Origin of the sequence: Streptococcus himalayensis, assembly GCF_001708305.1 — a bacterium.
GTDB classification, from domain to species: Bacteria; Bacillota; Bacilli; order Lactobacillales; family Streptococcaceae; genus Streptococcus; species Streptococcus himalayensis.
This window is the reverse complement of the sequence record NZ_CP016953.1, coordinates 885,114-907,945: the sequence shown is the minus strand read 5'-3', so window position 1 is coordinate 907,945 and position 22,832 is coordinate 885,114. Positions and strand designations below refer to the sequence as shown.

At 39.9% G+C, this 22,832-nt stretch carries 18 protein-coding genes, 2 tRNA genes, 3 rRNA genes and 1 pseudogene; 9 read left to right on the top strand and 15 right to left on the bottom strand.

Going from position 1 to position 22,832, the window contains the following annotated elements; translation table 11 throughout:
* Positions 1–57: 57 nt before the first annotated feature.
* From BFM96_RS04395 to BFM96_RS04380, 4 genes are all read right to left on the bottom strand, one after another.
* Entirely contained in the window at positions 58–765 is a 708-nt protein-coding gene (locus BFM96_RS04395; RefSeq protein ID WP_068990806.1) for a methionine ABC transporter permease, read from the bottom strand.
* Entirely contained in the window at positions 758–1,780 is a 1,023-nt protein-coding gene (locus tag BFM96_RS04390) for a methionine ABC transporter ATP-binding protein (RefSeq protein ID WP_068990802.1), read from the bottom strand. The genes BFM96_RS04395 and BFM96_RS04390 overlap by 8 nt, the downstream gene beginning before the upstream one ends.
* 97 nt (positions 1,781–1,877) lie before the next feature.
* A complete protein-coding gene (locus BFM96_RS04385) occupies positions 1,878–2,708 on the bottom strand; it encodes a MetQ/NlpA family ABC transporter substrate-binding protein (protein ID WP_068990800.1) in 831 nt (276 codons plus the stop codon).
* A 743-nt stretch (positions 2,709–3,451) separates the two neighbouring features.
* The gene (locus BFM96_RS04380) at positions 3,452–4,075 is read right to left on the bottom strand and encodes a TetR/AcrR family transcriptional regulator (RefSeq protein WP_068990797.1); all 624 of its coding nucleotides are present in this window, start codon (positions 4,073–4,075) and stop codon (positions 3,452–3,454) included.
* 100 nt (positions 4,076–4,175) lie between these two features.
* Between BFM96_RS04380 and BFM96_RS04375 the strand changes: the two genes are divergently transcribed.
* Positions 4,176–4,808 carry an HXXEE domain-containing protein gene (locus BFM96_RS04375; protein ID WP_068990796.1) on the top strand — a complete coding sequence of 211 codons (633 nt, stop codon included), beginning with the start codon at positions 4,176–4,178 and terminating at the stop codon, positions 4,806–4,808.
* 1,002 nt (positions 4,809–5,810) lie between these two features.
* On the opposite strand, the gene BFM96_RS04370 is transcribed toward BFM96_RS04375, so the two are convergent.
* Positions 5,811–6,869, bottom strand: coding sequence for a hypothetical protein (locus tag BFM96_RS04370; protein ID WP_068990795.1), 1,059 nt, complete (start codon positions 6,867–6,869; stop codon positions 5,811–5,813).
* Between the two features lie 439 nt (positions 6,870–7,308).
* On the opposite strand from BFM96_RS04370, the pseudogene BFM96_RS04365 reads away from it, so the two are divergent.
* From BFM96_RS04365 to tnpB (BFM96_RS04325), 8 genes and pseudogenes are all read left to right on the top strand, one after another.
* Positions 7,309–7,704 (top strand): annotated as a pseudogene (locus tag BFM96_RS04365) (IS630 family transposase); the annotation flags it as partial.
* Positions 7,705–7,752: 48 nt separating this feature from the next.
* Entirely contained in the window at positions 7,753–11,079 is a 3,327-nt protein-coding gene (locus BFM96_RS04360) for a VWA domain-containing protein (RefSeq protein WP_068990792.1), read from the top strand.
* Positions 11,043–11,852, top strand: a complete 810-nt coding sequence (locus BFM96_RS04355) for a hypothetical protein (RefSeq protein ID WP_068990789.1) — start codon at positions 11,043–11,045, stop codon at positions 11,850–11,852. Before BFM96_RS04360 ends, BFM96_RS04355 begins: the two co-directional genes overlap by 37 nt.
* 239 nt (positions 11,853–12,091) lie before the next feature.
* The gene (locus BFM96_RS04350; RefSeq protein WP_068990783.1) at positions 12,092–12,277 is read left to right on the top strand and encodes a hypothetical protein; all 186 of its coding nucleotides are present in this window, start codon (positions 12,092–12,094) and stop codon (positions 12,275–12,277) included.
* Positions 12,258–12,608: an IS66 family insertion sequence element accessory protein TnpB gene (gene tnpB, locus BFM96_RS04345; protein ID WP_068990780.1), complete on the top strand. Its 351-nt coding sequence runs from the start codon at positions 12,258–12,260 to the stop codon at positions 12,606–12,608. Before BFM96_RS04350 ends, tnpB (BFM96_RS04345) begins: the two co-directional genes overlap by 20 nt.
* Positions 12,609–12,659: 51 nt before the next feature.
* On the top strand, positions 12,660–12,866 hold the full coding sequence (locus BFM96_RS04340; protein WP_068990777.1) for an IS66 family transposase: 207 nt from the start codon (positions 12,660–12,662) through the stop codon (positions 12,864–12,866).
* Complete coding sequence (locus BFM96_RS04335; protein ID WP_068990772.1) at positions 12,820–14,172, top strand: IS66-like element short variant transposase; 1,353 nt, start codon at positions 12,820–12,822, stop codon at positions 14,170–14,172. The genes BFM96_RS04340 and BFM96_RS04335 overlap by 47 nt, the downstream gene beginning before the upstream one ends.
* A 185-nt stretch (positions 14,173–14,357) precedes the next feature.
* Entirely contained in the window at positions 14,358–14,708 is a 351-nt protein-coding gene (gene tnpB, locus BFM96_RS04325; protein ID WP_068990766.1) for an IS66 family insertion sequence element accessory protein TnpB, read from the top strand.
* A gap of 36 nt (positions 14,709–14,744) precedes the next feature.
* Here the strand turns inward: tnpB (BFM96_RS04325) and BFM96_RS10815 are convergent, their stop codons facing one another.
* The 10 genes from BFM96_RS10815 to BFM96_RS04275 all read right to left on the bottom strand — a co-directional run bounded on the left by BFM96_RS10815 (position 14,745) and on the right by BFM96_RS04275 (position 22,769).
* Complete coding sequence (locus BFM96_RS10815; RefSeq protein ID WP_083201807.1) at positions 14,745–15,560, bottom strand: IS630 family transposase; 816 nt, start codon at positions 15,558–15,560, stop codon at positions 14,745–14,747.
* A gap of 57 nt (positions 15,561–15,617) precedes the next feature.
* On the bottom strand, positions 15,618–15,968 hold the full coding sequence (tnpB, locus tag BFM96_RS04315; protein WP_068988960.1) for an IS66 family insertion sequence element accessory protein TnpB: 351 nt from the start codon (positions 15,966–15,968) through the stop codon (positions 15,618–15,620).
* Positions 15,949–16,134, bottom strand: coding sequence for a hypothetical protein (locus BFM96_RS04310; RefSeq protein ID WP_068988958.1), 186 nt, complete (start codon positions 16,132–16,134; stop codon positions 15,949–15,951). The genes tnpB (BFM96_RS04315) and BFM96_RS04310 overlap by 20 nt, the downstream gene beginning before the upstream one ends.
* 237 nt (positions 16,135–16,371) lie before the next feature.
* Positions 16,372–16,445, bottom strand: a tRNA-Asn gene (locus BFM96_RS04305).
* Between the two features lie 5 nt (positions 16,446–16,450).
* Positions 16,451–16,566: ribosomal RNA gene (gene rrf, locus BFM96_RS04300) — 5S ribosomal RNA — on the bottom strand.
* Positions 16,567–16,658: 92 nt separating this feature from the next.
* Positions 16,659–19,563, bottom strand: a 23S ribosomal RNA gene (locus BFM96_RS04295).
* Positions 19,564–19,696: 133 nt separating this feature from the next.
* Positions 19,697–19,769: transfer RNA gene (locus BFM96_RS04290), tRNA-Ala, on the bottom strand.
* Positions 19,770–19,823: 54 nt separating this feature from the next.
* Positions 19,824–21,371: ribosomal RNA gene (locus BFM96_RS04285) — 16S ribosomal RNA — on the bottom strand.
* Together the 16S, 23S and 5S rRNA genes with 2 tRNA genes alongside form the textbook arrangement of a ribosomal RNA operon.
* 519 nt (positions 21,372–21,890) lie before the next feature.
* Positions 21,891–22,205: a thioredoxin gene (gene trxA, locus BFM96_RS04280; protein WP_068990764.1), complete on the bottom strand. Its 315-nt coding sequence runs from the start codon at positions 22,203–22,205 to the stop codon at positions 21,891–21,893.
* Between the two features lie 171 nt (positions 22,206–22,376).
* Complete coding sequence (locus BFM96_RS04275) at positions 22,377–22,769, bottom strand: VOC family protein (RefSeq protein ID WP_068990759.1); 393 nt, start codon at positions 22,767–22,769, stop codon at positions 22,377–22,379.
* Between the last annotated feature and the right edge of the window lie 63 nt (positions 22,770–22,832).

Here is a 22,832-nt window from a genome sequence, read left to right as displayed (position 1 = left end):
CATCCATCATAAAAAGGAGGTTGGCAACTGATGAGCCATCCTCCTACTAGTTTCAGTTTAGCGTTTGTCTAGTTTCTTGGTGACAATATCTCCAATGAATTGCAAGATAAAGACCAACACTAAAATAGCAATCGTGGATACCAAAACAATATCCTGTTTATTACGAGTAAATCCGATCAGATAGGCTAGATTTCCCAAACCTCCTGCTCCAATAACCCCTGCGACAGCTGTTGAACCAACCAAGGCAATCGCCGTCACCGTAATTCCTGAGACAAGGGCAGGAGATGATTCTGGAATCAAGACCTTGAAAATAATCTGGCGTGTATTGGCTCCCATTGACTCTGCTGCTTCAATGACACCAGAAGGGATTTCATTAAGGGCAATAGACACCAAGCGGGCGTAGAAAGGTGCCGCACTAATCACCAAGGTCGGCAAGGCTCCCCGAGGCCCTAAAATCGTCCCCATCAACACTTTCGTAAAGGGCATTAAAAGCGCCAAAAGAATGATGAAGGGAACTGAACGGAAAATGTTAATCAAACCAGCTAAAACAAGGTTTGCCAATCTATTTTGCAACATTTTCCCAGGACCTGTCAAGTAGAGAAATAATCCCAAAATCAAGCCAATCACAAAGACATAAGCCGTTGAAATCAAGGTCATATAGAGGGTTTCCTGCGTTGCCTTAAGTACTTCACCCCAGTCAACGTTCTGAAAACTCAACATATCCTGTAAAAGCTCGAAAAATCCTGTTTGAACTGCTTTATACATGCTCCAATACCTCCACTTTCATCCCTTTCTGGGTCAGTTGTTCCACCACAGCTGTTACTTTTTCAGCATCTTCAATCACGACTATCAAGCTACCAATTGGACCTTCCTGCGTGATGTTTACCTTCCCTTGTAAAATCGAAATTGACACATCCAAACTGCGGATTACCTCTGCCAGAGCTCCTGTTCCAGTACTGTCGCCCAGGTACTGAACACGTGCTAGAACGCCAAGCTTGAGCGTTCCTTCCAGATGAGCAAAGACTTGGGTCAAATCTTCTTCCGAACGCTCTTCACCTACAAATTGTTGAGTGATTGCTTTTTGCGGATGTTTAAAGACATCAATAACCTTACCTTCTTCTACCACTTGCCCATTTTCCATAACAGCTACCTTGTGGCAAATCTGGCTCACAACATGCATTTCGTGGGTAATCATGACAATGGTCAAGCCCAATTTTTTGTTAATATCGACAAGCAGATTTAAAATATCCTTGGTTGTTTTAGGGTCTAAGGCACTTGTCGCCTCATCACAGAGCAAAACTTCGGGATGATTGGCAAGTGCACGAGCTATACCGACCCGCTGCTTTTGACCACCAGAAAGCTGAGCAGGATAGGATTGCTCCCGACCTTCCAAACCAACCAAGCCAATCAATTCTTTGACTCGCTTTTGTCGCTCTTCTTTGGGAACCCCTGCCACTTCTAACGGAAAGGAAATGTTGTCCTCCACCGTCCGTGACCACAACAGATTAAAATGCTGAAAAATCATGGAAATTTTCTTACGAGTGTCTAGCAGTTCTTTCTTTTTCAGACTCGTAATGTCTTTTCCTCCCAAGAAAATCTTCCCAGAAGACACACTTTCTAAGCCATTCAACAAACGAACCAAGGTACTCTTTCCAGCACCCGAAAAACCAATAATTCCAAAAATATCTCCTTTTTCAATGGTAAGAGACACATTGTTGACAGCTGTCACCTCTCCTTGCTTGGTCTGATAGACCTTTGATACTTCTTCTATTCGAATCATTTTTTCTCTCCTCTCTTCACCAGAAAAACGAACTAGCACAGTCGCTTTGCCTTTGATAGCGAAAGCCCAAGCTAGTTCGTTGGATAGGTTTTCCCTATTATTTAGCAGGGATTACAGAACCGTCTTTATAGGTATCTTCGATGAATTTTTTAATATCATCACTTTGAAGAACTTTAATAAGTGCTTTAATCTTATCTTTGTCCTTGTCTGCTGGTTTTACAGCAATCAAGTTCGCATAAGGCGAAGACTCATCTTCGATTGCAATAGAATCTTTCACTGGAGAAAGTTTCGCATCAATTGCAAAGTTTGAGTTGATGATAACCGCATCCCCTTCATTATTTTCATAAGTTTTCACCAAGAATTCTGGTGCAATCTCTGTCTTGATTTGGATATTTTTCTTGTTTTCTGCAATATCCGTTAACTGCGCAGTTACTGGATCAACCCCATCTTTCAAGGTCATCAAGCCATTTTTTACAAACAAATCGATGAAACGTCCCACCTCTGCTGGGTTTGTTGACGCATAAACTGTCGCATTTTCTGGTAAATCTTTGATTGATTTGTATTTCTTAGAATAAATCGCAAGTGGTTCGATATGGACATTTCCGACACTCACAAGGTCTTGATTGTTTTCTTTATTAAATTTCTCAAGATAAGGCGTGTGTTGGAAGAAGTTAGCATCTGCATCACCATCAAAGACAATCTTGTTTGGCGTTACATAGTCGTTTACGATATTGATATCTAGGCTATATCCTTCTTTTTCCAAGATTGGTTTTGCTGCTTCCAAGATTTCTGCGTGCGGAGCTGGTGAAGCTACGACCGTGATTTTAGTGTCTTTGCCACCATCTGCAGAATTACTAGAGCCACAAGCTGTCAAAGTGGCTGCTGCCACACCTACAAAAGCAAACGTCAATAATTTCTTAAAGTTCATTATCTATCTCCTTTATCTACAACCATCGTTGTCTAATGTGATTGATACTAGTGTACCATCTCGCTTACACCCTGTCCAATACCAAAAATCTATCATGGGGTATAGGTAGAAATTATAAGGGCAAAACCTTTGGGAGAGAAGGGGAAGAAAGATTTTACAAAAAAAACAAGAGGCTATTTTTAGCCCCTTTATGTATAGCTTAATGTCGCGTGTAAAAGACAATATCCATGGAAGGCAGGGGCATCTCCGCTCCAAGAACGGTCGTATAGGAAGTTAGAAAATATATTCACAACATCATAAGGCCCTTAAAATCCGACTAATGCGTATTCATTTCGCAAAAGCAACCTCTGAAGATACTGATTTTTCAACCTCCTTAGCTAATAAGAGAACGTTCGCTCGACAACCTAGCGCTTGGGAGTGATTTGCCGGCTTCCTTTGATTTTTTTAGAAATATCGACTGGACATTGGAACTCCTCAGTCATCTTCTACTCAAAACTGTTGCGATAACGGCTGAAAGAGCCTTCATTTAGGTGCGGTGGTTTGAGAAATAGAGCTCAAGTTTGTCTCACTCTCAATCAGTTAAATCTATATCATATCTTTTTCGCGTCATACCTTTAGTTTAACATTTTTTGTGAATACAAGTTCTAAGTCATTGTGCGTGAGTGATTGGAGCAATAAGACATAATAACTAAAGACTGTAACTAGAAATTAAGATTTACTATCGTTATGAAAATTGGGATTTATCATCCCTGCAAATTCTGCTTAGTTTCTAGAAAACGATTATTTTGCGCTACTGATATCTTCTTCATCGTTAAAAGCATCGATTTTCCTATTTCTGACGAAACAAGTTTCAACATCAAAAGCGGATTATCCTCAATCTCTTGACTTCCCAGAGTAGTTACAATCCCTGCAAAAATAAAATCAAGTTGTATTTTCTCCTCTGTTGTCAAACGATCTTCATTAATCGAAAAAGAATCTAACCATATCTCCTTTAAAAAGTCATTCACCAGTTGTTTCAGGTATGTTGACTCACTTCTAGCACACAACATGATACGTCTCGAATTTGGTAAAATAGACATATCAATATCTGAATCTTTTTCATCATCTTGCAATGTTAAGACAGTTAAAATTGACGAAATCATCATTCTCGAGGCATCGTTCCTTGTATTATTCTTAAAAGCTTGATAAGCCAAATCATCCATATCTTTATAATGATAATAAAAAGAATTGCGATTAACCCCAGAATCTTGAGCAATTCGAAGAACAGTAATATCCGTATATTTCTCCGTCTCTAAAAGTTTCCAAAAAGCATTTTCTATTTTTACTACAGCCCTATTAGCATACTCTGTTTTCCTTGGACGTGCCATATTGCCTCCTATAATTAGACATTTTACACTCTACTGCCTGTTTTATTTTACACTGTGTCGTATTATAATTTAATTATAATATAATTGAGAGGTAATTTCTATGAAAAAAATGATAAATAATTGGTATAACATTTCTATCTATCTCGCTGGTCTAACGGCTCTGCTTGCGATTTTTTTGCCAGTAACCGAGGTGCAAAAATGTCTTTTGGCTTCCATTTGTATGTTGTTTCTACATTTTTTCGAGGAATTCGGTTATCCTGGAGGATTTCCCCTACTCGGAGTAAAACTACTCCTTGGCAACAATGAGATGGATAAAACCAAGTGGGATTGCAACAATCTCAATTCGATGTTTGGAAACTGGACATTCCTAATTTTAGTTTATGTATTCCCACTTTTACTACCTAATGTGCGTTTTCTAACATTATCTGCCATGTTGTTTCTTTTAATGGAAGTCATTATGCATTCCATATTTAATTTAAGGCTAAAAAGCATTTACAATGCCGGCTTAATTACCGCAATTTTAGGACTAGGTCCTATTGGCTTATACTATTTCATCGATGTATTTGATAGCAAACTGTATAACTGGTATGACTATGCCCTTGCCGTACTTTGGTTCATTATCGTATTTATATTCTGTTTTCGCTCTAACATCTATTGGGGACTTGGCAAGAAAGATGGATATATACTTACGGATCAAACGGCATTTGGTGTAACTCATTTAACAAAAAACTAATCTAAAATATCTAAAAAGACTTCTTTCTGGTAGGACAAGAATACTCGGAAGAAGTCTTAATTTTAGAACCTGTATTCCCAACATCATAAAGTCCTTAAAAACCGACTAATGCGTGTTCATTTCACAAAAGCAACTTCTGATGATACTGATTTTTCAACATCCTTAGCCAATTGTCTAGAGTGATTCAAAGTCCGATCGACAATCCCCTCGCTTGGGAATAATTTGCCAGCTTCCTTTGATTTTTTAGAAATATCGCCTGGACACTGGAACTCCTCAGTCATCATTTCGTCAAAACTGTTGCAATAACCAGTATCAGCCAAAAAAGCTTGATGGTTGAGTATGGAGTCATCAGTTGACGAGCAACCAAAATCCCTGATTTCGTGTCATGAAGATTAGCCTCATGAATCACAGCATCCTGAAGATTCCCAATGTCATCAACAGCAATGGAGTGCTCCCTTTCTTTGACTTTTTTTCACCATCAATTCCATGTTCTTATGCAGCACTCGTCATCTTCACACTTTGAGAATCAATGATAGCATAGGTTTCTGAGACTGCTCTACCAGCTTCTACTCGATTTTTTAACGAGAACTATCAAAATCTGATCCCATAGGCTACTCTTCTTAGTACGACTAAAAACTCCATACAATCGGATATAGTAGGAAGCCATGAGGGATCAGATACCATTGACAGCCTGTTTTTGTGACGTATAAGGTCGCAATCACGAAGTTCTCGCTTAAACCATTTATAGGTGTGGTGTTTGGAGGAATAGAGCTCAAGCTTAGCTCATTCTTGATCGGTTAAATCAGTAGCAGACGCTTTTCATGTCATAAGCTTAGTATATCATATTTGTGAATACAGGTTCTTTAATAGCTATGTGGATAATACTCGTTAACTGAACTTATATTCTCAGATTTTTAGAGTATCCATAGACCCCCATAAAACAAAATCCCCAAGTAGCTTCTTACTACCTAGGAATTACTATTCTTTTCCACTATCATTTTGTTATGTTTTTGGGACATCCTTATCCAAATCAAGCGTAATTTCAATTTCAGTAATTTCTCGATAATTATCATCCATGATTTTTAAAGTGATACGGACTGTTTTTCCAGCTTTCATCACACCTTCGTCATCCCGAAGCTCACCTTCTTTGAATTGACCTGTGCGCAAGTCTTCAATAACGAGACCACTAAAATTATACTCACTCACAATTTGTCCATTAACATCAATCGAATCTGTACGAAGTTTCACAGTTTCTGGGCGATTGTTATAAAAGCGGAATTTTCTTGCACCAATTTGCTCAATTTTTAGCCCATCTTGATCAAAAATCACTTCCGGTTTATCGGACTCTTCTAGTTCCGTACTCCCAATTTCATACATAAGCCCTTCCATTAATGGAATTGTCAATGAGCTTTTTAAAACAGTTTCATAAGTAGTCCGTCCATTGGCTAGCCCATATAAAGTAATCTCGTCATCTTCCGCGATAACTTTTTTATAGTTTTCGTTGTCAATTTCAACATAAACGACTTTATTAGAATCTCCATTCATAGCTACTCTCAAAATGTGAAAGCCACTACCAGACTGCTCTTGAATCACCTTTCCGCTAATTTTGATTTTAGTTCCTTCTGCAAGTTCTTCATGGTTCCACTTATCATAGTTAGGTTCTATATAACGAGATTTATCCGTATCAATAACTTTGTTTATCTTATTGGTTGTAGAATTTGTTGTTGAAATACTTTGCTCCATCTTATCAGAGTTAGAATTACTTACTACAGGCTTCTCCTGACCATTTAAAAGCAAGCTAATCACTACTATCAATAAAATGGCAATAATCCCTATTAACATTTTATTGTGCATGAGAAAGGATTTCAGTTTGCTAAAACTTGTCTGTTGCGGCTGAACTGCTAAAATTACTATTTTCTCGCCATTTCGATCATAGCAAATCACTTCCTGCCCTAACATAATCGGCTCAAACGCCACACTATTTCTAGGAACTACTTGAAAAGTCCCATCCGATGCTCCAATATAGATCTCCGTATCTGTTATTTTAATAATTTTGTACATATTATTCTCCTAATATATGACCTGTATTTTTCTAACTATTTATAATCCAATTACTACTTTGTTATTTTTTATTCAATTATATCATAGTTTTGGCATCTGACAATCTTCGAGATAAAATTATTTTTTATGTTTAATAGTACAAAAAATTATCTAGATTATACACTGACTCTAAAACATTATACAAAGAATTATTGAAAGGATTGAAACTTTATATAATATAATAAAATAGAAACAAACTTAAATGACAAGGAAGAGCCTCTTTATACCAAGAAAAGTATTTAAAATAGCTGCGATTAATCTCATTCTAGACGAACAGAACATCTTTTAAAAATTCTTAATTCAACTTTAGAGATTCATCCAAATAGTTTATATCACCAGGATCAAGAATACAAAACATTTTACTGAACAAACATTAAAAATAACATTATTTTAAATCCATTATGGAGCTGTCGATGCCCATACGGGGGAATCTTTCTTTATCATTGCTGGGGGATGTAACACCGATTGGATGAATGAATTTTTAAGACAACTGTCTCAAGCCTACCCTAATGACTATATCTTACTCGTGATGGATAACGCCGTATGGCATAAATCACGGACGTTAGAGAAACCTACCAACATTGGCTTTGAGTTCATTCCACCTTATACCCCTGAGATTAATCCCATTGAACAAGTCTGGGCTGAGATTCGTAAGAGAGGTTTCAAGAATAAGGCCTTTAAGACGCTAGACGATGTCATTAACAAGCTGCAAGAGGTGATTCAACGTCTGCATTGGTCTTTGTTAAAACCCATTGTTCATAGAAATTGGCTCTTTTCAGATTTTGATGTTAAATGAGTATTATATAGTAGAATACATATAATAGTATAATTAGGAGACAACATAATGGAAAAAACTTCCAAATGGCATAAGAAACGCACTGGTCAATGGGTATGTATGACGGGACTTGCACTTTCAGTTGCAACTATTGGTGCATGGACTGATAGTGAGCTCGCTTTTGTACGGGAATGGACAGCACGAACAGTAGAAATGGTGAAAAAAGATTTAGCTGAAAGTGAAGATTCTACTGTTTACATAATTAAGTGGGGAGATACACTATCAGTAATTTCAGAAGCCGTAAAAATTGATATGAAAGTTCTCGTCGAACTTAATAAGATTTCGAATGTAGATCTGATTTATGAAGGAAATAAACTATATTTTAGTAAACATGGAAATAAAATTATAGTAGATAATGGAAATAAGGCCATAGCTTATATTTTTAATTCTAACTTAGAAAACATTCAAACAATAGAACAAGTTGAAGTTTTTGATAGCGGGGATTCAAAATCAATTAATAAATTTTTAAAAAACGAATATGAGGAAAAAGCAAAGAATAAAACTCCGATTAAATCAGTAATTAAAGACGGTCAAAATGTTATGGATGGAATAAATAACGAGTTATCCAAAGGGTTATCATCACTTGTGCCATTAGATACACTCACAGCAACTTTACCTGTTGTACACGAAGAAATTTTATCCGAGAAAGTTGTTTCCGCAGATACAGCAGCTTCAATATCAAATGACAGTTCAATTTCAGAAAAATATAGTAGTATCAGTGCTAATATTAATCATCAACAAACTCACAATCATGAAAGTGCGGTTCTCTCTTCCGAAATTAATTTTTCAGGATCTCAAACTTCTGCTACTGAGACAACTAATAATCGAAAAGAATCTTCTGAAACAATCTTAGAGGGTAATTCCACTACTAATCTATTTAATGAAACGACAGAAATTAATGGATTGTCTGAATCCACAGAAGTTATCAATGTTTCTAATGAAGTAGCTACAGTAATAGATGCTACAATTAAAGAAGATCCTGTTAATAAGACCGTTGCTTCAAACCAAACGATTTTAAGAACCGTTCGTGTTACTGAAGAAATACCATCAGAGATTATCGTAACTGAAGATAGTACATTACCGTCTGGTGAAGTGGTTGTTGTTTCTGCAGGCCAATCTGGTAAAAAAGTCAGTATACAAGAAGTTAAAATAGTTGATGGAGTTGAAGCTAGTCGTACAACTATTTCAGAAATTTCCAAGGTTGCTTCACCAACTTATGTAAAAGTTGGAACCAAAGGCACTCAGACTAATAGTGGCATAAATCTAGTTAACTCTACTAGCTTAAACAATCTTCAAAAAACAAAAGATACTTCTACAGAACGATTAACGAAACCAGGATACTCAGAAACATACTTTACAGAAATTGTCACTAAATCTAATGCTACTAGTATTCGTCAGAGGCAGTTATTAGAAGAATTAACAAAAAATCTTTCCTTCCAAGTAGATCTATCTAAAGATTCGTTAGATAAAATCGGTGCTATCAAAGTAATTACAAAATATGATGAAACAAGGATGGTATCAGACCAACAAATTACAAATATTGAAGCTGCCTTTGTAACAGGAACAGTAAGAAAAAAAATAAGTGAGCCTGGAAAAGAAGATAAGATTGAAACTCTCATTTCAAAAGAGATTCCTCAATATATTATTACAGTTACTTTGGGCACGAGATTGCCTGGTGTTGAAGGAATTGATAAGACTGGACAACTAATCAGTATTTCAAATTCTGATAACACCACATCAGATCTTAGTAATGTGAAAGTCTTTGAGAGTATTTATACTCCTATTCAAAATTCACCGCTAATTAGCAATCCAATTTTTATACATTCTACTGATAAAACAACTAATTCCGCCAAAATTGGTTTACAATTTAAGAGACCTAAGTCTAGCGACCTAGAATCAAAACCGGTAATGGTAACGATTAACGAGATTGATAATACTATTACAAAAGTTAAAAGTGACACTGAAGTCTATGGGGATGTAGCTTATGCAACCATTTCTGATTTAGATAAAGGAAAAAATGTTGCTGTTATTTGGGAAAATAAAACTCTAGCGACATCACAAAATCAACCAGTAGTTTCAATAGATCCTTCTAAAATTATTAAAACTACTCATGATGATAAAATAATAAAAAGTTTAGCGTTATCACTGGTTATCGATAGTTCTGGCAGTATGGAAGATTATGATCCACACGATTTAAGAAAGAAATCGGCATCTAATTTGTTAAATCTCTTAAACCTGAAAGAAGATTTAGTTTCTATTGTTGATTTTGATAGCAGTGTCAGAAATCATACTTTGCTGTTAAATAATAAAGAAGATTTAAATTCTCATATTAGTGCAATTGATAGTATTGGTGGTACGAATATTTGGGCAGGTCTGGATAGAGGTATTCGTACTCTAATTGGTGACACTTCTGAACGAAATAAGGTTATTTTATTATTTACAGATGGACAAGATAGTTACTATCATGACTATTCAGAATTAACAAAAAAAGCAAAAGAAAAATCAATTAAGATATTCACTATGGGACTAGGTCATGATATTGATGTGAAGTTGCTAAGAGAGATTGCTGAAAATACCGATGGATATTTCTTCGAACTTGCAACAGATACTTCAATTAGGGAAGCATTTAGTGATATTACTACACTCCTTGGTCGATCAAAACAACATGGTTATGAAATATCTACATCTTCTACAATAGATGATTCTGATGGTGATGGTTATGATGATGCTCTTGAGAAACGTAAAAGTAAAGATAAATTTAATCAAGATTTTGATTTCAAAAAATGGAATGTAGGGCCCCGAGACCTTCTCTTACTTTCAGCAATTTCATATTTAAGCGATGATACTTTAAAAACACACTCAAATAAGTTTTTAGCCGATTTTAAAAACTTATTCCAAAACAATGGTATTACACCTCGTTTTGATAAATTCAATTTAGATTTATCTGATAAAAGATTCTTTGAATCTTGGAAATTGATTGGTTCTAATACAGATGAGTATGATAAATATGCAGTTCCTTTCCATTCCAGTGTTTCTTGGTTTTATAATGAGAATAGTAAATCACTCGTAATTGCATATAGAGGGACAGATGAGAACAATGACGATTTTAGTATAAATTCAAAACTACAATATCGTAGTGAACTCATCATGGATTTAAAAATAGCGTTAAATTCAAGTAAGGTAGAGGAAATCGCAAAAAAACAGATTGGGACCATAATTGATTCACTTAAACATTTAGATGTTGAAAAAGTTTATATTACAGGTCATTCATTGGGGGCTATGAAGCTTATTATGGCGCTTTGGAATTATCTAAGAGCGATTTTGCAAAAAAATTAACCGGTGGAATTGGTTTTAATGGTCCAGGTATTCACGCCCTTAATAAAAATGATTTTGCATTATTAAAAAATTTACCGATTAAGTCAATGTACACAGATCAACCAAGTGTTAATACGTTGATTGTATTTGGAGGATTGCCGAGCAATGTAGGACTTAATGAATACGAATTTGAATTTCTATCAGATATAATCTATAATGCTAACGGCATTCTAAATATTATTGGAGATATTTTTACAGGGTTCTCGGGTAATTCTACTAAGTTTACATTTGAAAAGGTCATAGAAAAAACAGCAGAAGAGATTGCAAATAAACTCACTCCTTCTTCTTTGATTGTAGAAGCTTTAGATAAAACTACATTAGTTGTAAATCTTGTTTCAATTCTTTCCAAGGGAATATTAAAGCATCCAAATTTAGAAACTGTTATCACTTCGTATATCAAGGATGAATATAGAACTCCAGATGATAAAAAAGCAGAAGCAGAGCGAAAGGATTGGCTGAACTACTCACATCTTTTAACCTCCTTCTTCCAAAATACCTCTCAAGGAAAGAGGACGTCTGAAAGCTATTTTATGGAACCTCAGAAAAGCAATTTGGAAGGATTTTCTAACTCACTAGCTAAAATTGCTGGTACTGCAAGCTCTATCATTTCACCTATTAACAATGCGGTCAAATTTGTAAAGAATACTATTGTAAATGGTGCAGTTTCTATAAGTAAAGATATTTGGGATCTTGGTGCTAATGCAATAAAAAACGTAGGTAAATGGTTCCAATAGTGCTAATAGAATAATAGTAACCGCCCAATAACGAGGTGTCTATGATATTTTCCACACCTCTAGTATACTGTTATCAGAAAACAGAACTGGAGGCTATTTTGATGTCACAACCTATTGTTCCCTTGAAAACACCACAATCTCGTCGATTTCCTCAGTAACCGCCCAATAACGAGGTGTCTATGATATTTTCCACGCCTCTAGTATACTGTTATCAGAAAACAGAACTGGAGGCTATTGTGATGTCACAACCTATTGTTCCTTTGGAAACGCCCCAATCTCGTCGTTTTGATAAGAAAAACAAAAACGAGATGGTGCTGAAAATGCGTATTGGAAGAGTTGAACTAAGCTTGTTCCAATCTCTTCATCAAGAAACACTGGAAACTATTTTAGATAAGGTACTTGCTTATGAGCATTCAACTCAGTGATTTAGGGCAGGTCTATCTGGTTTGTGGCAAAACCGATATGAGACAGGGCATTGATTCGCTGGCCTATCTCGTTAAACGTCAATTTGAATTAGATCCCTTTTCTGGTCAAGTTTTTCTCTTCTGTGGTGGCCGCAAAGACCGGTTCAAAGCTCTTTACTGGGACGGACAAGGATTTTGGTTGCTTTACAAGCGATTTGAAAATGGCAAACTCACTTGGCCTAATGATGAACATGAGGTCAAAGCCCTCACTTCCGAGCAAGTAGACTGGCTGATGAAGGGATTTTCGATAAGCCCTAAAATAAAACCTACAAACAGTCGTGATTTCTATTGAAATCATGGCTTTCTTTTAGGTATAATGAGATAAAAAGAAGGGGGTGAGTCCATGGAGCCACAAGATAAAGTGATTGAAAGTCTAACAAAAACTATTGAAATCATGACCAATGAGTTGACCCTCCTTCGTGAACAGGTGGCTTATCTGACACAAAAGCTTTATGGCAAGTCATCAGAGAAGGTTGTGTATCAACCTGGTCAGCTAAGTCTCTTTGAAGAAGAACCACTTCCTGAAGAAGACGCTGACTTACCCAGGTGATACAGAAACGATTACCTATCAACGTAAGAAAGCTAAGGGAGTTCGTCAGGCTGTTTTCAGTCAGTTTACTCCAGAGATGGTTCATCATGAACTAAAAGGCGAAGACTGCACTTGTCCAGACTGTCACGGTCAGTTGAAAGAGATTGGTTCTTGTATTCAGAGGCAGGAATTGGTTTATATCCCTGCCCAATTGAAACGCCTTGACCATGTCCAACACGCTTACAAGTGCCAGAACTGTAGCGAGAAGAATTTTAACGATAAGATTATCAAGGCTCCTGTTCCGAAGGCTCCTTTGGCACATAGCCTAGGGTCAGCCTCCATTATTGCCCACACCATTCACCAGAAATTCAATCTCAAGGTCCCCAACTACCGCCAGGAAGAGGATTGGAACAAGCTTGTCTTGCCAATCACACGGAAGGAAGTCGCCAACTGGCACATCAAGTCTAGTCAGTATTATTTCGAGCCGATTTATGACCTTCTGCACGAGAAATTACTAGAACAGCCTGTTCTCCATGCGGATGAGACTTCTTATAGGGTCTTGGAAAGTGATAGTCAGTTGACTTATTATTGGACCTTCTTGTCTGGGAAGCATGAAGAACAGGGAATCACTCTTTATCATCACGATAAAGGGCGGAGTGGCTTGGTTGTGAAGGAGTTTCTTGGAGATTATACAGGCTATGTACATTGTGATATGTGGTCGGCCTATAGGCAGTTAGAACGAGCTGAGTTGGTTGGTTGTTGGGCTCATGTCAGAAGAAAGTTCTTCGAGGCGACGCCTAAAAAGGCAGACAGGACTTCCTTGGGTGCTAAGGGATTAGCCTATTGCGACCGTCTATTTGCCTTGGAGAATGATTGGGCAGATTTGTCTAGCGAGGAGCGACTACATAAACGCCAGACAGAGTTAGCCCCTTTGATGGATGAGTTCTTCGACTGGTGCCGCAATCAATCTATTTTACCTGGGTCAAAACTTGGTCGTGCGATAGAGTATAGCCTTAAGTATGAAGAACTATTCAAGGCAGTTCTTCAAGATGGTCGCTTGGTTCTATCCAATAATGTAGCAGAACGCGCTATTAAGTCCTTGGTCATGGGACGGAAAAATTGGTTGTTTTCCCAAAGTTTTGAGGGAGCTAAAGCAACTGCCATTATCCTGAGTTTACTGGAGACAGCTAAGAGGCATGGTCTTGATTCAGAGAAATACATCACTTATCTTCTGGAACATCTTCCAAACGAGGAGTCACTCGCAAAAAAGGAGGTTCTAGAGGCTTATTTACCGTGGACTGAACGAATTCAGAACAACTGCAAATAGAAAAGTTCCAGAGTCAAGCAAGACTTTGGAACTTTTTCAATATACCTCGTTATGGAGCGGTTACTTTCCTCATAAATCCAGAAGTGATCTGATAATGAAAATGCGTATTGGAAAAGTTGAACTAAGCTTGTTCCAATCGCTTCATCAAGAAACACTGGAAACTATTTTAGATAAGGTACTTGCTTATGAGCATTCAACTCAGTGATTTAGGGCAGGTCTATCTGGTTTGTGGCAAAACTGATATGCGTCAGGGGATTGATTCGCTGGCTTATCTCGTTAAACGTCAATTTGAATTAGATCCCTTTTCTGGTCAAGTTTTTCTCTTCTGTGGTGGCCGCAAAGATTGTTTCAAGGCCCTTTATTGGGATGGACAAGGTTTCTGGTTGCTTTACAAGCGATTTGAAAACGGCAAACTCACTTGGCCTAATGATGAACATGAGGTCAAAGCCCTCACTTCCGAGCAAGTAGACTGGCTGATGAAGGGATTTTCGATAAGTCCTAAAATAAAATCTACAAAAAGTCGTGATTTCTATTGAAATCATGGCTTTCTTTTCGGTATAATGAGATAATACTCATTTAACATCAAAATCTGAAAAGAGCCAATTTCTATAAACAATGGGTTTTAACACAGACCAATGCAGACGTTGAATCACCTCTTGCAGCTTGTTAATGACATCGTCTAGCGTCTTAAAGGCCTTATTCTTGAAACCTCTCTTACGAATCTCAGCCCAGACTTGTTCAATGGGATTCATCTCAGGCGTATAAGGTGGAATGAACTCAAAGCCAATGTTGGTAGGTTTCTCTAACGTCCGTGATTTATGCCATACGGCGTTATCCATCACGAGTAAGATATAGTCATTAGGGTAGGCTTGGGACAGTTGTCTTAAAAATTCATTCATCCAATCGGTGTTACATCCCCCAGCAATGATAAAGAAAGATTCCCCTGTATGGGCATCGACAGCTCCATAGCAGTAGCGATATTCTCGAATATAGTGGCTGTGAACATGAGGTCGTACTCCTTTTGGCACCCAAGACTTCCCAATTTTAGTTTGGTAAGCCTCGTGCATTTCTGCAATAGTGACAAATTGTCCTGAAGCACTACCAACAAACTGTTCTTCTAAGAATGCTTTTTCTTCTTCGTAAGTAAGATAAGAACGATGACGCCCCCCTCGTGCATCATGGGTAAGGGCAGAGAGGCCTTCTTGTTCATATTTTTTCACCAAACGCCAAATCGTATCATGAGATAAACCGATTAAGTCAGAAATGGCCTTGTAGGTCAACTTTTGAGAGCGTAAATAGACCGCTTGAATCCGTTTGTGATAGGCAGAGAGGTGTTTAGCCTTGAGAGCTGATTTGAGTTCTGTGATTTGTTCTTGTGTAGCGTTCATAGGACTATTATACATCAGAATTTGATTTTTGTTAAGTATAAAAAGAAAGCCATGATTTCAATAGAAATCACGACTTTTTGTAGATTTTATTTTAGGACTTATCGAAAATCCCTTCATCAGCCAGTCTACTTGCTCGGAAGTGAGGGCTTTGACCTCATGTTCATCATTAGGCCAAGTGAGTTTGCCGTTTTCAAATCGCTTGTAAAGCAACCAGAAACCTTGTCCATCCCAATAAAGGGCCTTGAAACGATCTTTGCGGCCACCACAGAAGAGAAAAACTTGACCAGAAAAGGGATCTAATTCAAATTGACGTTTAACGAGATAGGCCAGCGAATCAATCCCTTGACGCATATCAGTTTTGCCACAAACCAGATAGACCTGCCCTAAATCACTGAGTCGGATGCTCATAAGCAAGTACCTTATCTAAAATAGTTTCCAGTGTTTCTTGATGAAGAGATGGGAACAAGCTTAGTTCAACTTTTCCAATACGCATTTTCATTATCAAATCACTTCTGGATTTATGAGGAAATCGACGAGATTGTGGTGTTTTCAAGGGAACAATAGGTTGTGACATCAAAATAGCCTCCAGTTCTGTTTTCTGATAACAGTATACTAGAGGCGTGGAAAATATCATAGACACCTGGTTATTGGGCGGTTACAATAGAACTTCAAAAAGCGGATTTTGATTGCCATCAACATCAAAAAAGAGAAGACCAAGCTGGTCCTCTCTAGATGCTAGCTGACATCTACCCACTACACTTGACAAATATCCTAAAAATACTGAAAATCCATTATTTTAAAAATATTTATACTCCGCCAGTAGGACTCGAACCTACGACATCATGATTAACAGTCATGCGCTACTACCAACTGAGCTATGGCGGATAATAGCTAAGCGACTACCATATCTCACAGGGGGCAACCCCCAACTACTTCCGGCGTTCTAGGGCTTAACTTCTGTGTTCGGCATGGGTACAGGTGTATCTCCTAGGCTATCGTCACTTAACTATCTGAGTATTTCCACACTCAAAATTGAATATCTTATCAATCCTTCACAAGGGTTACCTTACGCTGTAAGCTCGTTGAATGTTATTATCTTTGGATAAGTCCTCGAGCTATTAGTATTAGTCCGCTCCATTGCTCACACAACTTCCACTCCTAACCTATCTACCTGATCTTCTCTCAGGGCTCTTACTAACTTAACGTTATGGGAAATCTCATCTTGAGGTGGGTTTCACACTTAGATGCTTTCAGCGTTTATCCCTTCCCTACATAGCTACCCAGCGATGCCTCTGGCGAGACAACTGGTACACCAGCGGTAAGTCCACTCTGGTCCTCTCGTACTAGGAGCAGATCCTCTCAAATTTCCTACGCCCGCGACGGATAGGGACCGAACTGTCTCACGACGTTCTGAACCCAGCTCGCGTGCCGCTTTAATGGGCGAACAGCCCAACCCTTGGGACCGACTACAGCCCCAGGATGCGACGAGCCGACATCGAGGTGCCAAACCTCCCCGTCGATGTGAACTCTTGGGGGAGATAAGCCTGTTATCCCCAGGGTAGCTTTTATCCGTTGAGCGATGGCCCTTCCATACGGAACCACCGGATCACTAAGCCCGACTTTCGTCCCTGCTCGAGTTGTTGCTCTCGCAGTCAAGCTCCCTTATACCTTTACACTCTGCGATTGATTTCCAACCAATCTGAGGGAACCTTTGGGCGCCTCCGTTACCTTTTAGGAGGCGACCGCCCCAGTCAAACTGCCCGTCAGACACTGTCTCCGATAGGGTTCACCTATCCGGGTTAGAGTGGCCATAACACAAGGGTAGTATCCCAACAACGCCTCTGTCGAAACTGGCGTCCCGACTTCTTTGGCTCCTACCTATCCTGTACATGTGGCACAGACACTCAATATCAAACTGCAGTAAAGCTCCATGGGGTCTTTCCGTCCTGTCGCGGGTAACCTGCATCTTCACAGGTACTAAAATTTCACCGAGTCTCTCGTTGAGACAGTGCCCAAATCATTACGCCTTTCGTGCGGGTCGGAACTTACCCGACAAGGAATTTCGCTACCTTAGGACCGTTATAGTTACGGCCGCCGTTTACTGGGGCTTCAATTCAGATCTTCGCGTTGCCGCTAAACCCTCCTCTTAACCTTCCAGCACCGGGCAGGCGTCACCCCCTATACATCATCTTACGATTTAGCAGAGAGCTGTGTTTTTGATAAACAGTTGCTTGGGCCTATTCACTGCGGCTCAGTTATACTGAGCACCCCTTCTCCCGAAGTTACGGGGTCATTTTGCCGAGTTCCTTAACGAGAGTTCTCTCGCTCACCTGAGGCTACTCGCCTCGACTACCTGTGTCGGTTTGCGGTACGGGTAGAGTATGATACATCGCTAGAAGCTTTTCTTGGCAGTGTGACATCACTCACTTCGCTACTATACTTCGCTCCCCATCACAGCTCAACGTTATAGGTATAAGCATTTGACTCATACCACGCCTCACTGCTTAGCCAGACACTTCCAATCGTCTGGTTGAGTTAGCCTACTGCGTCCCTCCATCACTTCATACTCTAGTACAGGAATATCAACCTGTTGGCCATCGGATACACCTTTCGGTCTCTCCTTAGGTCCCGACTAACCCAGGGCGGACGAGCCTTCCCCTGGAAACCTTAGTCTTACGGTGGATGGGATTCTCACCCATCTTTCGCTACTCATACCGGCATTCTCACTTCTATGCGTTCCAGCGCTCCTCACGGTACACCTTCTCCACACATAGAACGCTCTCCTACCATACCTATATTTAGGTATCCACAGCTTCGGTAAATTGTTTTAGCCCCGGTACATTTTCGGCGCAGGGTCACTCGACTAGTGAGCTATTACGCACTCTTTGAATGAATAGCTGCTTCTAAGCTAACATCCTAGTTGTCTGTGCAACCCCACATCCTTTTCCACTTAACAATTATTTTGGGACCTTAGCTGGTGGTCTGGGCTGTTTCCCTTTCGACTACGGATCTTAGCACTCGCAGTCTGACTGCCGATTATATCTCGTTGGCATTCGGAGTTTATCTGAGATTGGTAATCCGGGATGGACCCCTCACCCAAACAGTGCTCTACCTCCAAGAGACTTAACATCGACGCTAGCCCTAAAGCTATTTCGGAGAGAACCAGCTATCTCCAAGTTCGTTTGGAATTTCTCCGCTACCCACAAGTCATCCAAGCACTTTTCAACGTGCCCTGGTTCGGTCCTCCAGTGCGTTTTACCGCACCTTCAACCTGCTCATGGGTAGGTCACATGGTTTCGGGTCTATAACATGATACTAATTCGCCCTATTCAGACTCGGTTTCCCTACGGCTCCGTCTCTTCAACTTAACCTCGCATCATATCATAACTCGCCGGTTCATTCTACAAAAGGCACGCTCTCACCCATTAACGGGCTCGAACTTGTTGTAGGCACACGGTTTCAGGTTCTATTTCACTCCCCTCCCGGGGTGCTTTTCACCTTTCCCTCACGGTACTGGTTCACTATCGGTCACTAGGGAGTATTTAGGGTTGGGAGATGGTCCTCCCAGATTCCGACGGGATTTCGCGTGTCCCGCCGTACTCAGGATTCTGCTAGGTACAGACTCTGTTTCGAATACGAGGCTCTTACTCTCTTTGGCTCTACTTCCCAGTAGATTCTTCTACAAAATCTGAGTCCACATTGCAGTCCTACAACCCCGAAGAGTAAACTCTTCGGTTTGCCCTCCTGCCGTTTCGCTCGCCGCTACTCAGGCAATCGCTTTTGCTTTCTCTTCCTGCAGCTACTTAGATGTTTCAGTTCACTGCGTCTTCCTTCGCATGACCTTAACAGTCATGGATAACATGCATTACATGTTGGGTTCCCCCATTCGGACACCCCTGGATCTTCGCTTACTTACAGCTCCCCAAGGAATTTCGTCGTTAGTCACGTCCTTCTTCGGCTCCTAGTGCCAAGGCATCCACCGTGCGCCCTTATTAACTTAACCTTATTTCTTAACCTAATTCTTTCAAATTAGAAAACTCATTAATTCACAGCGTTTTCGGTTTATTTTCTTGTTACTATTTGATATAGATATTCAATTTTCAATGTGCAAATCTCTACAACTGTCTCCAGTTGTATGGAGCCTAGCGGGATCGAACCGCTGACCTCCTGCGTGCAAAGCAGGCGCTCTCCCAGCTGAGCTAAGGCCCCACAAGACCTCTCAAAACTAAACATGACGACCAATATGCAGTTCCTTTTCCTTAGAAAGGAGGTGATCCAGCCGCACCTTCCGATACGGCTACCTTGTTACGACTTCACCCCAATCATCTATCCCACCTTAGGCGGCTGGCTCCTTACGGTTACCTCACCGACTTCGGGTGTTACAAACTCTCGTGGTGTGACGGGCGGTGTGTACAAGGCCCGGGAACGTATTCACCGCGGCGTGCTGATCCGCGATTACTAGCGATTCCGACTTCATGTAGGCGAGTTGCAGCCTACAATCCGAACTGAGACTGGCTTTAAGAGATTAGCTTGCCGTCACCGACTTGCGACTCGTTGTACCAGCCATTGTAGCACGTGTGTAGCCCAGGTCATAAGGGGCATGATGATTTGACGTCATCCCCACCTTCCTCCGGTTTATTACCGGCAGTCTCGCTAGAGTGCCCAACTAAATGATGGCAACTAACAATAAGGGTTGCGCTCGTTGCGGGACTTAACCCAACATCTCACGACACGAGCTGACGACAACCATGCACCACCTGTCACCTCTGTCCCGAAGGAAAACTCTATCTCTAGAGCGGTCAGAGGGATGTCAAGACCTGGTAAGGTTCTTCGCGTTGCTTCGAATTAAACCACATGCTCCACCGCTTGTGCGGGCCCCCGTCAATTCCTTTGAGTTTCAACCTTGCGGTCGTACTCCCCAGGCGGAGTGCTTAATGCGTTAGCTGCGGCACTGAGTCCCGGAAAGGACCCAACACCTAGCACTCATCGTTTACGGCGTGGACTACCAGGGTATCTAATCCTGTTCGCTCCCCACGCTTTCGAGCCTCAGCGTCAGTTACAGACCAGAGAGCCGCTTTCGCCACCGGTGTTCCTCCATATATCTACGCATTTCACCGCTACACATGGAATTCCACTCTCCCCTTCTGCACTCAAGTTAAACAGTTTCCAAAGCGTACTATGGTTAAGCCACAGCCTTTAACTTCAGACTTATCTAACCGCCTGCGCTCGCTTTACGCCCAATAAATCCGGACAACGCTCGGGACCTACGTATTACCGCGGCTGCTGGCACGTAGTTAGCCGTCCCTTTCTGGTAAGATACCGTCATACAATGGATTTTCCACTCCCATCGCTGTTCTTCTCTTACAACAGAGCTTTACGATCCGAAAACCTTCTTCACTCACGCGGCGTTGCTCGGTCAGGGTTGCCCCCATTGCCGAAGATTCCCTACTGCTGCCTCCCGTAGGAGTCTGGGCCGTGTCTCAGTCCCAGTGTGGCCGATCACCCTCTCAGGTCGGCTATGTATCGTCGCCTTGGTGAGCCTTTACCTCACCAACTAGCTAATACAACGCAGGTCCATCTGGTAGTGATGCAATTGCATCTTTCAAATGCTTACCATGCAGTAAGCACTATTATGCGGTATTAGCTATCGTTTCCAATAGTTATCCCCCGCTACCAGGCAGGTTACCTACGCGTTACTCACCCGTTCGCAACTCCTCCGCTCGGTGCAAGCACCAAGCTTCAGCGTTCTACTTGCATGTATTAGGCACGCCGCCAGCGTTCGTCCTGAGCCAGGATCAAACTCTCATTTAAAAGTTTGAGCTCTTCACTCATTCTGTCCACCGACAGATTTATTGTTTCTTGTGTTTGACTGACTAAGCTTTCGCTCAGTCGCCCTGCACATTGGTTCGTCTTGTTCAGTTTTCAAAGGTCTTTGTCGCTCTCTCGCGACAACTATCTTAGTATATCACCTATCCATTCCTTTGTCAACACTTTTTTTCTTTTTTTTTTGTTTTTTTTTGAACTTTTTTCATTCTTTTCTTCCATTAATTCTAATTCCCCCTCTAAAACAACTTTCCCATCACCCCCTTACCTTTCTTCTTCTTGAAGACTGATTTCAATAATCTTTTCAATATAGGATCGATAGTTAGAATAGGTATCTCTTTTTTATCATTCTACTCAAAAGATTAGAAACTATTATTTCTATATTGATGTTTAAACTATCTTAAAATCTCTATACATAGGGGTAAAATCAATTTAAATTTACTAATCTATTTCTAGCATAGAATAAGAAAAACCAGTCAACGACTGACTGGCTACTTCTTATATTTCTTAGCTAAGCTCTGCGATGAAAGCTTTTAATTGCTCTTTCGTATGCACTCCTGCTACCTGTTTGACAACTTGTCCGTCTTTTTTAAAGAGAAGAGTTGGGATTGACATAATCCCAAATTCACGGGCTGTGTTTGGATTTTCATCCACATCCATTTTCAGAATTTTCAAGTCATCTTCGTGAATTTCTTCCGCTAATTGCTCTAAAATAGGGGCCTGCATCCGGCATGGACCACACCAAGTTGCCCAAAAATCAATCAAAACAAGACCTTCTTTCGTTTCCTCTACGAAATTTGCATCAGTAACTGCTTGAACCATAGTTGTTCTCCTTTTTCTATTTGTACTGTTATTCTACTATAAAAGAAAGCTTTTTCAAAATATTTGCTACGTCTATCATCTTATATAGTGATTTCCTTCATTCAATATTTAAAATCAGGATAATGCTAAAAGTTTGTTTTTTTAAATGTAACAAAATACGACAGATGACAATTATCCATTTGTAAATCTTAATAGATACCCATTAGGGTCTTGAATGAGAAACTCCATCTGCTCTTCTGCCACATGTCCGACCATATAAGTACTTCTGGTTAATCCTCTATAAATTTCTAGATGCTCAGTTTTTACCAGATTATAGAGTTCTTCAATATGACTGCTCACAATTGAAAAATTGATGCCTCGGCCTAAGGGATACTTTAACTCGCCGATATTCCATCCGTCCTCATGGATTTGTTCAAACATAAACTGGCTACCTTGGAAAGACATAAATACAAAATTTTCTTCTTCTCGCTCATATTCTATCTGAAATCCCAATTTTTGATAAAATTCTTTGGTTTGTGTGACATCAAATACTGATAATTCTGGGATTAGTGTATTAAATTCCATGGCAAATCCTCTTGTTTTTATCTATTTAACATTTTTATTGTACATTAACACTAAAAACGAGGT